Source organism: Streptomyces sp. HD (assembly GCF_028369295.1).
Taxonomy (GTDB): domain Bacteria; phylum Actinomycetota; class Actinomycetes; order Streptomycetales; family Streptomycetaceae; genus Streptomyces.
In genome coordinates this window covers 86,871-100,676 of sequence record NZ_JAQMYP010000005.1, presented here as the reverse complement: position 1 = coordinate 100,676, position 13,806 = coordinate 86,871, and the positions used below count along the sequence as shown (strand labels likewise).

Genomic DNA, 13,806 nt, shown 5'->3' with positions numbered 1-13,806 from the left:
CGCACAGTTAACAGCAGATTAAGTCCCGCCCCTCGCGAGAGGGACGGGACTCATGGTGCATATGAGGTCACTTCACCACAGGTTGCGGCGCCGGGCATCCCGTGGGAGTCACCCGGGAGGCGTCACGGATCAACGCCTCGTGCGCGGCTTGGAGCCGTGCCGTGTCCGGTTTCAGTACGGCCCGGTCGTAGGTCAGGAAGCCGTTCAGCTCCCCCTCGACGTCCGCGATCTGCGTGTACACGGCGCCGTTGCTGCCCCGGCAGACCAGGGCACGCACCTCGTCGAGCCTGGCCAGATAGCCGTCGGTGTAGGTCGCCGGGTCGACGTCGACGTACGACTGCTGCACCGACCAGGCGTGGCCGGGCACCGCGAGGCCGAGGCCGCCGTACTCGCCGCTGACCAGTGCCCGTTCGCCGTCGGGGCGGGGTGGCAGGGCGGGGCTCGGATAGCCGTGCTCGTCCATGATGTCGCCGGCGCCGCCGTCGGCGCCGAGGTTCAGCCCGGACTGGTTGTTGACCAGCCGACTCGGATCCCATGCCTTCGCCTGATCGGCGATACGACCGATGTCGTACTGCCCCCAGCCCTCGTTGAACGTAACCCACATGATCACCGACGGACTGCTGATGTGCTCGTCGATCATCTGCTTCATCTCGTGCTCGTACTGGGCGCGGGCCTGGGCGCCCGGATTCACCCCGGCGGTCATCGCGGGCATGTCCTGCCACACCAGCAGGCCCAGCCGGTCCGCCCAGTAGAACCAGCGGTCCGGCTCGACCTTGATGTGCTTGCGCACGGCGTTGAAGCCGAGTTCCTTGTGCGCCCGCAGGTCGTACGCGAGGGCCTCGTCGGTCGGTGCGGTGTGCAGGCCGTCGGGCCAGAAGCCCTGGTCGAGGGTGGCCATCATGAAGATCGGCGCACCGTTGAGGACGGTGCGCGGCACCCCGTCGATCTTCTCGACGGCGATGGAGCGCATGCCGAAGTAGCTGCCGACGCGGTCGGCGCCGACGGTGACCCTCAGGTCGTACAGGAAGGGATCGTCGGGCGACCACAGGTGCGGATCACGGATGGTCAGGGCCAGTGGCCGGCCGGTGCGGCCGGTCACGGTGGCGACCTTGCGCCGTCCGTCGTACGCCGTCGCCGTGACGGGTACGCCGTCGCGCACGCCCTGCGGCTCGACGGTGAGCGTGCCCGCGTCGACGTCGGGGGTGAGCTTGAGCCCGTCCACGTGGTCGGGGGCGACCGGCTCCATCCACACCGTCTGCCAGATGCCGGAGGACGGGGTGTACCAGATGCCGCTCGGGTCCAGGCGCTGCTTGCCGAGGGGCGGGTTCTCGCCGTTCGCCGCGTCGGTCGGGTCGTACACGCCGACGATCAGCTCCTGGGTGTGGCCGGGCTTCAGCGCGTCGGTGATGTCGGCGCCGAACCTGTCGTAACCGCCCGTGTGCTCGGTGACCTTGGTGCCGTTGACGTACACCTCGGTCCGCCAGTCGACGGCGCCGAAGTTGAGCCCGAGGCGCTTGCCGGAGCCGATGCGCCACTCTGCCGGGACCGTGAAGGTGCGGCGGTACCACATCCGGTCCTCATGGCGCTGGAGGCCGGAGAGCTGGGACTCGACCGGGTACGGGACGAGGATCCGCTCGGGCAGGGTCTTGCCGACCGGGGGCCGCTCCCCCACCTCGGCGGCCGCGAACTGCCAGCGCCCGTTGAGGTTGCGCCAGGTGTCCCGGGTCAGCTGCGGGCGCGGGTACTCGGGGTGGGCGTTGCCCGGGCCCACCTCGTCGGCCCACCTGGTGCGCAGCTCGTGGGTCGACCGGTTGGGGCCGCTGCTCCAGAAGGCCTTGACAACGTTGCCATCGGTGGTGGTCAGGCCGCCCGCACCGTCGTAGCGGATGTCGGCCGTGCCGCGTGCCGTCCCGGTCCTGTTGCCGACCACGGGCTCCTTGAGCGCGACGAGGAGGGCCTTGGGGTCGGCCGGGTCCGGCTCGGCCGACCCGAGCGGCCACTTGGCGCCGCCGACCACCGCGTCCAGGTGATCGGTGACATCGGCCGGGGGCGCGGCGAGGTCACGGGCGAAGTCGAGCTTGAGCGTACGGCCGTCCGCGAGGACCGTGGCCGCGATGGCGCCGTCGTAGTCGAAGCCGTCCGGGAGGCGGAACGCGGACTGCGGGACGGGCTCCTTGGTGCCGCCGGGCTCGGTCCAGCGCAGGTGGAGGTTGGAGCCGCCGTAGTGCTCGAAGTACTCGACCTTGATGTCATGGGCGGTGCCGGCGGTCAACTCGACGGGCGCGGCGGTCTGCTCGCGGTCCCAGTCGTCGACCCAGTGGTCGATGGCGAGCCTTCCATCGATCCAGAGGCGGAAGCCGTTGTCGCCGATGACCGAGAAGGTGTGCGGGCCGGTCTTCTCCGGCACGATCCTTCCGGTCCAGCGGACACTGACGTCGTCCGAACGGCCCGCGGCGAAGGCCAGACGCGGCTCCAGGTCGTCGAAGTCGAGGCGGGGGTCGAAGGCGGTCGCCTTGAGCTCGTGGAAGTCGAAGGCGCCGGGGGCTGACTGGGTGTAGTACTCGCCCTTCAATCCGTGGATCTGAACGGGGTCGTCCGCTGCGGCCGGGGCGGGGGTCGCGGTCAGGCCCGCGAGGCCGAGGACACCGGCAAGGAGGAGCACGAGTCTGTTTCTGAGGCGTTTTGTGCGCACAGAGCCTCCATAACAACGTTGTCATGGACAGTAGTTGGCATAACAGCACGGATTCCTTCGCCCGTCCAGGGCCAACTGGCGCCGCTGGAATGACATTTGACGGTTCATCAATTCAGGAATCAAGTGCAACTTTGCGATTTCTTGGTGTAGCTCGGCCGTCCCATACGTGAGCCTCATGAGCACCCCCCACCACGAGAGGCAACACCCATGACAAGGAACCGCGCACTGCGGTACGGCGGCCGCACCCTGGTTCTGGCGGCGACGGCGTTCGGGATGGTCGCGGTGGCCGTGCCCGCCGTGGCCGACGACCAGCCCACCGCAGAGCAGATCGTGGCCGACTGCGCTTCCGGCGAAGGCAAGTGCAGCTTCAACTCCCCCGAGCTCGGCAAGGCTTACCTCGGTGAGCCCCGTCAGGTCTCGGAGCTGCTCTTCAACTGCACCGCCTCGCCCGCCTCCCAGTCCATGTCATGGGCCGACACCGTGGGCTCCTCCCACTCGGTGGGCGGATCGGTGACCGTCGGTGGCGGGATCGAAGGGATCATCACCGCCAGTGTGACCGCGACGTACAACTACACATGGCAGAGCTCCCACACGGAGACGAGCTCCTTCACCGTGAACGTCCAGCCGGGCGAGGTGGGCTGGATCTCCCGCGCCCAGGTGATGCAGCGGATATCCGGCACCTGGCAGACCCACTACGACGACCCCAAGTGGGGCCACTACTACTGGTTCGTGCCCGACGTGATCACCGGCCCCGCCCCGAACGGCACGGACGGCAAGCACAGCGCGGTCGTGGTCAAGTCCCGCAAGATGACGGCCGACGAGAAGAAGCTCTGCACCACCGGCGCCACCCGGGGCGAGGTCTTCACCCGCAGCAGCTGACCGGGCGGCCTGCCGACAGGGGGGCCGGGCGGCCTACGACACCCGCTGCCCCTTCCCCAGCGCGATCACGCCACCCTTGGACACGGTGTACAGGTCAGAGTCCCGCTCCGGGTTGACGCCGATCGTCGCACCCGGGGGCACGTCCACGTTCTTGTCGAGCACGGCTCCGCGGACCACCGCGCCCCGCCCGATGTGCACGTTGTCGTGCAGCACCGACCCCTGCACCACGGCCCCCGGGTCGACCACCACGCCCGGCGAGAGCACGGAGCGGGTGACCTGGCCGCGGATCAGACAGCCGGCGCTGATGATGGACTCGCCGGCGATGCCGCCCGAGTTGAAGCGGGCCGGGGACAGCTGGTTGGAGTGGGTGTAGATGGGCCAGCTGCGGTTGTAGAGGTTGAAGGCGGGGCGCTCGGCGATCAGGTCCATGTGGGCGTCGTAGTACGCGTCCAGGGTGCCGACGTCCCGCCAGTAGCCGCGGTCGCGGTTGGTCTCGCCGGGGACGTGGTTGGCGCTGAAGTCGTAGAGCTGGGCCTCGCCGCGGTCGGTGAGCTGGGGCAGGATCGAACCGCCCATGTCGTGCACGGAGTTGTCTTCCTCGGCGTCGCGCTGGAGCGCCTCGATGAGTGCCTTGGTGGTGAAGATGTAGTTGCCCATCGAGGCGAAGACGGTCTCCGGGTCGTCCGGGAGTCCGGGCGGGTCGGCGGGCTTCTCCAGGAAGCGGTCCACCGTCTGCCCGTCCGAGCCGGGGCTGATCACGCCGAACGACGACGACTCGCCCCGCGGTACGCGGATGCCGGCCACCGTGACGCCCGCGCCGCCCTCGAGGTGCTGGGCGAGCATCTGGCGCGGGTCCATGCGGTACACGTGGTCGGCGCCGAACACCGCGACGTACTCGGGGCGTTCGTCGTAGACCAGGTTCAGGGACTGCAGGATCGCGTCCGCGCTGCCCAGGTACCAGCGCGGGCCGAGCCGCTGCTGGGCCGGGACCGGGGTGACGTAGTTGCCGAGCAGGCTGGACATCCGCCAGGTCGTGGTGATGTGCCGGTCCAGGGAGTGCGACTTGTACTGCGTGAGGACGCAGATGCGCAGGATGTCGGCGTTGACGAGGTTGGAGAGGACGAAGTCGACCAGGCGATACGTTCCTCCGAAGGTGACCGCCGGTTTCGCGCGGTCCGCGGTCAGGGGCATCAGGCGTTTGCCTTCTCCGCCCGCCAGTACGATTCCGAGCACCGAAGGTCCGCCACGACGCATGGCCGCTCCCCTCACCCTGGTTGGTCCCAGCCTGCCCCTGTGCAGCGCGCGCTAAGCCTGTTTGAGGATCTCCCCGTAGAGCCGGACCGTCCGCCGGGCCACCGCGTCCCAGCCGAACTCCCCCACCGCACGTTCCCGTCCGGCCTCGCCCATCCGCCGGGCCGTCTCCGGGTCGCCGATCACCGAGTCCAGCGCCTGCGCGAGGCCCGCCTCGAAGGCCTCCGCGTCGTCGTCCAGCGGGACGAGCAGGCCCGTCTTGCCGTCCTCGACGACCTCGGGGATACCGCCGACCTGCGAGGCCACCACGGGAGTTCCGCAGGCCATCGCCTCCAGGTTGACGATGCCGAGGGGCTCGTACACCGAAGGGCAGACGAACACGGCGGCGTGCGTGAGGAGTTGGATCACCTCGGGGCGCGGCAGCATCTGCGGGATCCAGTGCACGCCCTCGCGGACCCGGCTCAGCTCCTGGTAGAGGTCGCGGAACTCCTGGTCGATCTCGGGGGTGTCGGGCGCACCCGCGCAGAGCACGACCTGCGCGGCCGGGTCGATGTGCCGTATCGCCCGCAGCAGATGGGGCACGCCCTTCTGGCGGGTGATGCGGCCGACGAAGAGCACGTACGGGCGGCCGGTGTCGAGGCCGAACCGGGTGAGGACCTCGGTACGGCGATCGGGCCGGTAGAGGGCGGTGTCGATGCCGTTGTGCACGATGTGGACCCGGGCCGGGTCGAGCGCCGGGTAGCAGCCGAGGATGTCCTCGCGCATCGCGCCGGACACGGCGATCACCGCGTCGGCGGCCTCGATCGCGGTGCGCTCGGCCCAGCTGGACAGGGCGTATCCGCCGCCGAGTTGCTCGGCCTTCCAGGGGCGCAGCGGCTCCAGGGAGTGGGCCGTCATCACGTGCGGGATGCCGTACAGCAGCTTGCCGAGGTGGCCGGCGAGGTTGGCGTACCAGGTGTGGGAGTGGACGAGTTCGGTGCCTTCGAGCCCGGCGGCCATGGCGAGGTCCACGGAGAAGGTGCGCAGCGCGTCGTTGCCGGTGTCGAGCGCGGGCCAGGGGCGGTGGCGTACGACGCCCACCGCGCGGCCCTCGCCCCAGCAGTGCACCTCCAGGTCGACGAGATCCCTCAACTCCCGGGCGAGGAACTCGACATGGACGCCGGCGCCGCCGTACACGTCCGGCGGGTACTCCCGGGTCAGCAGTCCCACTCGCACCCGGAACCCCCTGTCCTCAGCGGCTGGTTGCCCTTTCATGGTCACCCAGATGGAGCGCGTGGGGAAGAGCGCGGCGCTCGTGTGAAGCAACAGTCACCGCATACTCCGCCGCCCGGTACCCGGTAGTAGAGGCAGCAACTGCGGCGCCGGAAGGCGGTTCCGGTGAACGTGCCGGTGCCGGCGAGCAGCGGGTGGGTGAAGAGCTCCGCGGTGAGGGCGCGGGCGCGTGCGGCGGTTTCCGTACGGCCGTCCGCGAGCGCCCACTGGTCGAGCTGGCGGGCCGCGCCCGCGAGGGCGGATCCGGCGTTGCCCCACAGCAGGCCGGCGGCGACACGGTAGCGGGTGTTCAGGGCTGCGGTCAGCGGTTCGAGGTGGCCGTGCAGGACCACGTCCGCGATGGTCGCCGGGTCCGCGGGCAGCGGGCGGACCTGGGTGAGCCACAGGTCGTCGGGGGCGCTGCCGTCGGGGTCCCAGCGCAGCACCCCGGGGTCCAGGTCGGGGATGCTGCCATAGAGGGCGGCACAGCCGAGGGCCACCGACCACAGGCGGGCCGCGAGCCCCAGCTGGGCCACCGAGGCGGCGATCCGCGGCTCGGGGGCGCGCAGGGCGTTCGCGACCTTCTGGACACGGAAGGTCAGAGAATTTCCGTGCGCGTCCGACGGCTGTCGTCCGTACGTCTCCGCCAGGGTCGGCAGGGGCCGGAGTGTTGTCCCTGGTGTGCGTAGTACGAAGAAGCCGCCGAGCGGCCGGAGGGCGGCGAGATCGGGGTCGAGGTCCACGAAGAGCAGTAGTACCAAGGCTTGTCGGGGTTCTCACCTGGGGGGCTCCACCCAGGGTCCCCCCTCCAGAGGATGAGGCGGCCCCCCTCGTACTCCATCGGCAGTACGACACGGTCGATGCTCTGGTACGACGACGGGAAGAGCTTTTCGAGGCATCGTGTTGATTATGAGAGCCGACCGTTCGCCGCGCCGGGCGCACCGCCCCCGCCTCACGCAGAGGAGCAGCTCATGAGTGCCCTCGCGTTGTCCGTGCTCCTGTCGCTCATCTCCGCCGTCGCGTACGCGGGCGGGGCGATCGTGCAGGAGCGTGTCGCGGTGTCCTCCCCGGGTCAGCAGTTCGCGCCGATGCGCCGGCCGGGCTGGTGGGCGGCGGTCGCGCTGAACGGACTGGGCGGTCTGCTGCACGTCGTGGCGCTGGCCTTCGGCCCGCTGAGCCTGGTGCAGCCGCTCGGCGCCCTGACGATCGTGTTCGCGCTGCCGATGGCGGCGCTGTTCGTGGGCCGCAGGGCAGGGTCGACGGCCTGGCGGGGCGCGATCATGGCGACCGTGGGTCTCGCCGGGCTGCTGTCCCTGGTCGGCACCTCCGAGTCGCAGTCACTGGGCACGGCGGAGCGGGCGGGCGTGGCGCTGGTGACCGGCGGCATGGTCGTGACGCTGATGATCGCGGGCCGGGCGGCCCACCGGCACCCCGCGGTGCGCAGCATGCTGCTCGCGACGGGCTCCGGCATAGCCTTCGGCATGTCGTCGGTGTTCACGAAGATCGTCGCCGTCGACTGGAACGGCGGGGTGTCGGTCGCCGACCTGCCGTCCCTGACCACCATCGGCGTCTTCGCCACGGCCGGTCTGCTGCTGTCCCAGGCCGCCTACCGGGGCGCGGGCCTCGCCGCACCGCTGGCCACGCTGACGGTCGTGAACCCGGTCGTGGCGGCGGCGGTCGGCATAACGATGTTCGGCGAAACCTTCCGCTACGGCACGACCGGCACCGTGCTCGCGCTGGGCTGCGGTGTCGTGGCGGCGGGCGGCCTGATCCTGCTGACGACGGAGCGCATCGCCCGCACCGAGGCGGAGACCGGGGCGGCCCGGACCGAGCCGGTGGCGGCCCTGCCCGAGGCGGACATGGCTCCGGTGGGCGCCGAGGAACTGCTCCCCGGCCTTCCCGGGCAGACGGCTGCGATGCCGCGCGAGGAGCTCCTGGTGCCGGACCGGATCGACGGCATCCGCATACCGGCCCAGATCGTGGAGAGCGCGTACGACGACGGGGAGCCGTCGCGCCCCGACGGGGGCGGGTCCCCGAATCTCTACGGCCCCTTCTACGGCGGCCCGTACGTCCCTCTGCCCGTCATCGACCGGCATCGGATGCGGGTCAAATCCTGACGCCGCCGGCCCGGAGATAGGCGACCGGGTCGATGTCCGCGCCGAAACCGGGCCCCGTCCGCACCTCGAAGTGCAGATGCGGGCCCGTGCTGTTGCCGGTGGATCCGGAGCGGCCGATGCGCTGCCCGGCGCCCACCGACTGGCCGGCCTTCACGGAGATGGCCGAAAGATGGGCGTACTGGGTGTAGCGGCCGTCGGAATGCCGGATCACCACCTGGTAGCCGAAGGAGCCGCCCCATCCCGCGCTGACCACCTGCCCCGCTCCGACGGACTTGACGGACGTACCGGTTGGAACCGGGAAGTCGACGCCGGTGTGGTAGCCCTTCGACCAGGACGAACCGGCCTTGCGGTAGGGGGTGCCCGTGGGCGAGCTCACCGGGGACACGAGCGAGCGGCCGGTCGTGGCCTGCTCGTCCCGGTCGGTGCTCTCCCGCGCCGAAGAGGTCTTCCCGGGTGAGGTCTTGGGGGTGGTCGCCGCCTGACCGGTCCCCGGGGACGTCGTGGGGGCCTTGCCGCGCAGCGCGAGCCGCTGCCCCGGCAGGATCAGGTCGGGGTCCGGCCCGATGGCCTTCCGGTTCGCGGCGTACAGGCCCCGCCAGCCGCCCCTGACCTTCTGTTCCTCGGCGATCCCGGACAGGGTGTCGCCGTGGACGACGGTGTACATCTCGGCCTTGCCCGCCCGTGACTGGGGCGTGGTCTGCGGCTGGACGTCCTGGACGGAGGTCTTCGCGGCCTTCGTGGTGGTGCCGGCGGGACGGATGTCGGGGGTGTCGCCGCCCCGGGTCAGCCCGGCCCGCGCCGAGCACACCGGCCAGGCGCCCGGCCCCTGTCCGTCCAGCACCTTCTCCGCAACGGCTATCTGCTGGTCCTTGGTGGCCAGATCCGCCCGGGCCGCGTACCGCGCACCGCCGTACGCCTCCCATGTCGACTGGGCGAACTGCAGCCCGCCGTAGTAGCCGTTGCCGGTGTTGACGTGCCACCTGCTGGTCGACTCGCACGCCGCGACCTTGTTCCAGGTGTCCACGTCGGCCGCCTGCGCGGCGCCGGTGCCGATGAGGGGGAGCGCCATCCCGGCGCCGCCCGCGGTGACGGTGAGCGAGGCGCGGTTGATCCTGTTCGGCTGGTACCGGCGGTGCCGGCCGCGTGCGGCCATGAAGGAGCCCCCCATAGACATGCGTCAGACATGCGTCAGGAGGGGCAAAAGTAAGCGCGGCGAACAGGCCATGACAAGACAGTAATTCAGCCGCCCGGTCACACCAAGTGGCGAGGAATCGGCGTACGTTGCCCGGCGTCCGGCCCGGCGGAGTGCGGCGGGGGCGGGGCGGCGGAGTGCGGCGGGGCGGGGCGGCTGAGTGCGGCGGGGGCCTGCGTCCGTATCTGCCTGCGACATCGCGCCACCCGGATGTGCACTCGGAGAACCGGCACGTCAGGATGGACGGTGGGGCAATACTGGCGGGCATGACCGGCACCGCTGATATATCGAGGTCACTAGGAGCCAACGCATGAGCACTTCGGCGCAGATCGGCGTCACGGGTCTCGCGGTCATGGGCCGCAATCTCGCCCGCAACTTCGCCCGCAACGGGTACACCGTCGCGGTGCACAACCGGACACCGGCGCGTACGCGGGCGCTGGTGGAGGAGTTCGGGAACGAGGGCGAGTTCATCGCGGCCGAGACCGCCAAGGAGTTCGTGGCGGCGCTGGAGCGGCCGCGGCGCCTGGTGATCATGGTGAAGGCCGGTGAGCCGACCGACGCGGTGATCCAGGAGTTCGCGCCGCTGCTTGAGCCCGGCGACATGATCATCGACGGCGGCAACGCGCACTTCGCCGACACCCGGCGGCGAGAGCGGGACCTGCGTGAGCAGGGCATCCACTTCGTCGGCATGGGCGTCTCCGGCGGCGAGGAGGGCGCGCTGCACGGGCCGAGCATCATGCCGGGCGGCCCGAAGGAGTCGTACGACTCTCTCGGTCCCATGCTGGAGAAGATCTCGGCGAAGGCGGCGGACGGGGCGCCCTGTGTGACGCACGTCGGTCCGGACGGTGCCGGGCACTTCGTGAAGATGGTGCACAACGGCATCGAGTACGCCGACATGCAGCTCATCGGCGAGGCGTACCAGCTGCTGCGCGATGTCGCCGGGTACGAGCCGGCGCAGATCGCGGAGATCTTCCGGACCTGGAACCGGGGCCGGCTGGACTCCTACCTGATCGAGATCACCGCCGAGGTGCTGTCGCACGTGGACACGGCGACGGGCAAGCCGTTCGTGGACGTGGTGGTCGACCAGGCCGAGCAGAAGGGCACGGGGCGCTGGACGGTGCAGATCGCCCTTGACCTGGGCGTGCCGGTGTCCGGTATCGCGGAGGCGGTGTTCGCCCGTTCCCTGTCCGGGCACGCGGCGCTGCGGGAGGCGTCCCGCGGGCTGGCCGGTCCGAAGGCGACGCCGCTCGGCGAGTCCGAGGCCGCCGCGTTCGCCGACCGGGTCGAGCAGGCGCTGTACGCGTCGAAGATCGTGTCGTACACGCAGGGCTTCCACGAGATCGACGCGGCGCGCGCCGAGTACGACTGGGACATCGACCTGGGCGCCGTCTCGGCCATCTGGCGCGGCGGCTGCATCATCCGCGCGGCGTTCCTGGACCGCATCCGGGCCGCGTACGACGCGCGGGCCGACCTGCCGAGCCTGCTGTCGGACGAGACGTTCGCGCAGGAGATCGCGGCCGCGCAGGACGACTGGCGTGAGGTGCTGATCGCGGCCACGCGGCAGGGCGTGCCCACGCCGGGCTTCGCGGCTGCCCTCGCGTACTACGACGCGCTGCGCGCCGAGCGCCTGCCGGCCGCGCTCACCCAGGGTCAGCGGGACTTCTTCGGCGCCCACACCTACCGGCGGACCGACCGTGACGGGTCGTTCCACACGCTGTGGGGCGGGGACCGGTCGGAGGTCTCCGGCTGAGGACTGCCGGAAAAGGGGCCGTCACCCGCGGAGGGTGACGGCCCCATGCCGTGCCGTGACCTCCTTGGTCAGCCTGCGAACACCCTGCCGCCCTTCACCACGTAGTGCGTGGGCTCGGAGCAGCCGATGGACGGTGTGATCAGCAGGCTCACCGTGAGGGGCGCGGGCTCCGTGCTCGCCGTGTTGAACTCGCAGACGGCGCCCCGGCCCGTGAGCGGGTACCAGAACCAGCCGTCGACGTCGCCCACCGTGACCCGGTCGGACTCCTTCCAGGCGCCGCCGCTCTGCGTGTAGACCTGCAGCCGGACGGAGGCGGCGTACTCGTCCTGCGTCGAGCGCAGTGCGGTCAGTGTGATCTTGTAGTCGCTCCCGAGGACGGACGAGGCGATCTGCCGGGTCTGCGGTGCCGCGGCGGAGGCGTTGGACGTTCCGGCGCCGGCGGCTCCGAGAACGCCCGCCATCAGGAGCGTCGTGGACGCGATGGCGGCGCGGGTGGTGCGGTTGCGACGACGCTTGCCGGTCATGCTCATGTGTTCCCCCGTTGAACCGAGTTGTGCCGAAGGGTCGGATTGGTTCGTACGGTGGTAGAGACCACTCACCCGGCTTCAGGGTTGTACGCGCGTTGCCGGAAACGACGCTGGAGGAACGTCAGCGTGTGGCGATCGCCGCTTCGGCCGCCTTCTTGATCCGGGCGCCGAAGGCGGGGGCGTCCTTGCGGGCGGCGGTGAGCGCCAGGCCGACGAGGAGTTTGCCGAGGCCGTGGCCTTCGAGAACGTTGAAGATACGGACGCGAGTCCTGCCGTCGGCCAGCGGCTCCAGGTCGTAGCCGCCTTCAGCGGCCGTCACGATGTTCTTCGACACCTCTGCCCACCGGATCCTCGACGGGGCTTCGAGGCCGGTGATGCGGAACTCCCTGGCGGTCTTCATCCCGGCGTCCTTGACCGAGCTGCGGAAGACCGTGCCCACGGCGGTCGGGGCGTCCGGGACCCGCTCGATCCTCAGCACACGGGGGCTGAACTGCGGATCGTTGCGTCCGTCGGCGAGGTACTCGAACACCGCTTCCACGGGCCGATCGATCTCGACCGTCGCTTCGAACTGTCCTGACATGAGCACTCCTCATGCGAAGGGCCGCGCCGCCCGTCCTGCCGTAGCGGCACCGCGACCCTATGGGGCCGCCGGGCAGCTCGCGAGACGAACGGCATGACGACGAGGACGCGGCCGGCTCGACGGCAACGGTGGCCTCGGGCACCGAGTCGGCCCCCGTGCCCGGGGAGCTCAGGTCAGCGGCGGCCCCGGCTCAGGATTCGGCACCGGCTCCGGGCCAGGGGGGATCGGCGACGGGGACGGCTCCGGGGGTGCGGGCGGTGGCGGGACCGGGGGCGAGGGTGGGGGTGGTGTCGGTCCGGGGGTGGGGGGAGGTCCCGGCGTGGGCGGAGGCCCGGGCGTGGGTGAAGGTCCCGGGGGTGGGCCCGGTGCAGGAGGTGGCTGGGGGGCCGGTGAGGGTTCCGGGGGTGGGACCGGGTGTGGCTCGGGGTGCTGGGGCTCCGGGTCCGGGGTCGGCCCCGGAGAGGTGGGTTCCGGGTACGGGTTCGTCATGGTGTCCTCCTGCCGGTCCGTGGCGTCGGCTCTGGACTACTCCCCCACGTACCCGATGGCCGCGCCACCAGTCACTCACCCGCGTCAATCCGGGGCGGCCAAGTGGGCCTGCCGGGCGGCACCGTCGGCGCGGGCGCGGCACCGTCGGCGCGGGCGCGACGCCGTCCGGTCAGAAGCGATCGGGGTGCGCCCGCAGCCAGTCCTTCGCGGCCTCCAGAAGTTCCGGGTCGGCAGCCGGGGCCTCCTCGGGATGGCGCTCGGCCCACTTCACGACGTACGGGCACAGCGGCGCGACGACGATTCCCTCGCGTGCGGCCATGCCGTACAGCTCACGGGCCAGGGAGCCGGCGATGCCCTTCCCCTCGTGGGCCGGTTCGACGACGGTGTGGACGGGGACGAGGGCGCGTGCCGGGGATTCAAGGACGAAGTACTCGATGTGGCCGGTGACTTCGTCGCCCCGGAGGGCCTCCAGACGGCCGGCCGCCCGGTCGTCGCGGATCTCGATCTCGCTCATGGCAGGCTCCTCGTCCGTCGTGCGTCGTCCGCTCGAAGTGGAGTGCGCTCAGGCCACGGGCACGGCCTGCGGGCTGCGCTCCTGGTCCGAACCCGGTACCGGCTCGGACGGGTCGGCGCCCAGGGCCACGATCCGGTTGGTGCCGTCCACGTGCACGACCCGCGGCTCGAACGCCCGTGCCTCGGCGTCGTCCATCTGAGCGTAGCTGATGATGATCACCAGGTCGCCGGGGTGAACGAGATGGGCGGCGGCCCCGTTGATCCCGATGACCCCGGACCCGCGCTCACCCTCGATGACGTAGGTCTCCAGCCGGGCACCGTTGGTGATGTCCACGATGTGGACGAGCTCGCCGGGCAGCAGATCGGCGTCGTCGAGCAGATCCGCGTCGATCGTCACCGATCCCACATAGTGCAGGTCGGCCTGGGTGACCGTGGCGCGGTGGATCTTGGACTTGAACATAGTGCGCAGCATGGGGCGCTCCGAGTGGTCGGCTCCCTGCCTGGTCTCCAGGTCAAGGGCTCTGTGTGCACGGGCGCGTCCAGGGTACGCAGCGGGGCCCCGGCG

The 13,806-nt window shown here is 70.9% G+C and carries 12 protein-coding genes; 3 read left to right on the top strand and 9 right to left on the bottom strand.

The genetic code is table 11. The features are described 5' to 3' along the window. Positions 1-67: 67 nt before the first annotated feature. A complete protein-coding gene (locus POF73_RS06740) occupies positions 68-2,692 on the bottom strand; it encodes a PA14 domain-containing protein (RefSeq protein WP_272113572.1) in 2,625 nt (874 codons plus the stop codon). 207 nt (positions 2,693-2,899) lie between these two features. On the opposite strand from POF73_RS06740, the gene POF73_RS06735 reads away from it, so the two are divergent. Continuing rightward, on the top strand, positions 2,900-3,571 hold the full coding sequence (locus POF73_RS06735) for a hypothetical protein (RefSeq protein ID WP_272113571.1): 672 nt from the start codon (positions 2,900-2,902) through the stop codon (positions 3,569-3,571). A gap of 33 nt (positions 3,572-3,604) precedes the next feature. Here the strand turns inward: POF73_RS06735 and glgC are convergent, their stop codons facing one another. The 3 genes from glgC to POF73_RS06720 are packed head-to-tail and all read right to left on the bottom strand — an operon-like array spanning position 3,605 to position 6,834. Then, complete coding sequence (gene glgC / locus POF73_RS06730) at positions 3,605-4,825, bottom strand: glucose-1-phosphate adenylyltransferase (protein ID WP_272113570.1); 1,221 nt, start codon at positions 4,823-4,825, stop codon at positions 3,605-3,607. A gap of 51 nt (positions 4,826-4,876) precedes the next feature. Beyond that, positions 4,877-6,037: a glycogen synthase gene (gene glgA, locus POF73_RS06725; protein WP_272113569.1), complete on the bottom strand. Its 1,161-nt coding sequence runs from the start codon at positions 6,035-6,037 to the stop codon at positions 4,877-4,879. A gap of 41 nt (positions 6,038-6,078) precedes the next feature. Continuing rightward, positions 6,079-6,834: a (2Fe-2S)-binding protein gene (locus POF73_RS06720; protein WP_272113568.1), complete on the bottom strand. Its 756-nt coding sequence runs from the start codon at positions 6,832-6,834 to the stop codon at positions 6,079-6,081. A 210-nt stretch (positions 6,835-7,044) separates the two neighbouring features. Here POF73_RS06720 and POF73_RS06715 point away from each other — a divergent pair, with 210 nt between their 5' ends. Continuing rightward, positions 7,045-8,190, top strand: a complete 1,146-nt coding sequence (locus POF73_RS06715) for a DMT family transporter (RefSeq protein ID WP_272113567.1) — start codon at positions 7,045-7,047, stop codon at positions 8,188-8,190. Here the strand turns inward: POF73_RS06715 and POF73_RS06710 are convergent. Then, entirely contained in the window at positions 8,180-9,343 is a 1,164-nt protein-coding gene (locus tag POF73_RS06710; RefSeq protein WP_272113566.1) for a transglycosylase family protein, read from the bottom strand. The genes POF73_RS06715 and POF73_RS06710 overlap by 11 nt on opposite strands. 349 nt (positions 9,344-9,692) lie before the next feature. On the opposite strand from POF73_RS06710, the gene gndA reads away from it, so the two are divergent. Continuing rightward, the gene (gene gndA / locus POF73_RS06705) at positions 9,693-11,132 is read left to right on the top strand and encodes an NADP-dependent phosphogluconate dehydrogenase (RefSeq protein WP_272113565.1); all 1,440 of its coding nucleotides are present in this window, start codon (positions 9,693-9,695) and stop codon (positions 11,130-11,132) included. Positions 11,133-11,200: 68 nt separating this feature from the next. On the opposite strand, the gene POF73_RS06700 is transcribed toward gndA, so the two are convergent. From POF73_RS06700 to panD, 4 genes are all read right to left on the bottom strand, one after another. Continuing rightward, positions 11,201-11,656: a hypothetical protein gene (locus POF73_RS06700; protein WP_443049442.1), complete on the bottom strand. Its 456-nt coding sequence runs from the start codon at positions 11,654-11,656 to the stop codon at positions 11,201-11,203. 124 nt (positions 11,657-11,780) lie between these two features. After that, complete coding sequence (locus POF73_RS06695) at positions 11,781-12,239, bottom strand: SRPBCC family protein (RefSeq protein ID WP_272113562.1); 459 nt, start codon at positions 12,237-12,239, stop codon at positions 11,781-11,783. 658 nt (positions 12,240-12,897) lie between these two features. Next, complete coding sequence (locus tag POF73_RS06690; protein WP_272113561.1) at positions 12,898-13,242, bottom strand: GNAT family N-acetyltransferase; 345 nt, start codon at positions 13,240-13,242, stop codon at positions 12,898-12,900. Between the two features lie 48 nt (positions 13,243-13,290). Beyond that, positions 13,291-13,713, bottom strand: a complete 423-nt coding sequence (gene panD, locus POF73_RS06685; RefSeq protein WP_272113560.1) for an aspartate 1-decarboxylase — start codon at positions 13,711-13,713, stop codon at positions 13,291-13,293. Positions 13,714-13,806: the final 93 nt, after the last annotated feature.

Excerpts from the sequence above, each read along its gene's own strand:
- POF73_RS06700 (WP_443049442.1), bottom strand. The coding sequence starts at position 11,656 with ATGACCGGCAAGCGTCGTCGCAACCGCACCACCCGCGCCGCCATCGCG.
- POF73_RS06735 (WP_272113571.1), top strand. The coding sequence starts at position 2,900 with ATGACAAGGAACCGCGCACTGCGGTACGGCGGCCGCACCCTGGTTCTG.
- POF73_RS06710 (WP_272113566.1), bottom strand. The coding sequence starts at position 9,343 with ATGGCCGCACGCGGCCGGCACCGCCGGTACCAGCCGAACAGGATCAAC.
- gndA (WP_272113565.1), top strand. The coding sequence starts at position 9,693 with ATGAGCACTTCGGCGCAGATCGGCGTCACGGGTCTCGCGGTCATGGGC.
- glgC (WP_272113570.1), bottom strand. The coding sequence starts at position 4,825 with ATGCGTCGTGGCGGACCTTCGGTGCTCGGAATCGTACTGGCGGGCGGA.
- POF73_RS06715 (WP_272113567.1), top strand. The coding sequence starts at position 7,045 with ATGAGTGCCCTCGCGTTGTCCGTGCTCCTGTCGCTCATCTCCGCCGTC.
- panD (WP_272113560.1), bottom strand. The coding sequence starts at position 13,713 with ATGCTGCGCACTATGTTCAAGTCCAAGATCCACCGCGCCACGGTCACC.
- POF73_RS06695 (WP_272113562.1), bottom strand. The coding sequence starts at position 12,239 with ATGTCAGGACAGTTCGAAGCGACGGTCGAGATCGATCGGCCCGTGGAA.
- POF73_RS06690 (WP_272113561.1), bottom strand. The coding sequence starts at position 13,242 with ATGAGCGAGATCGAGATCCGCGACGACCGGGCGGCCGGCCGTCTGGAG.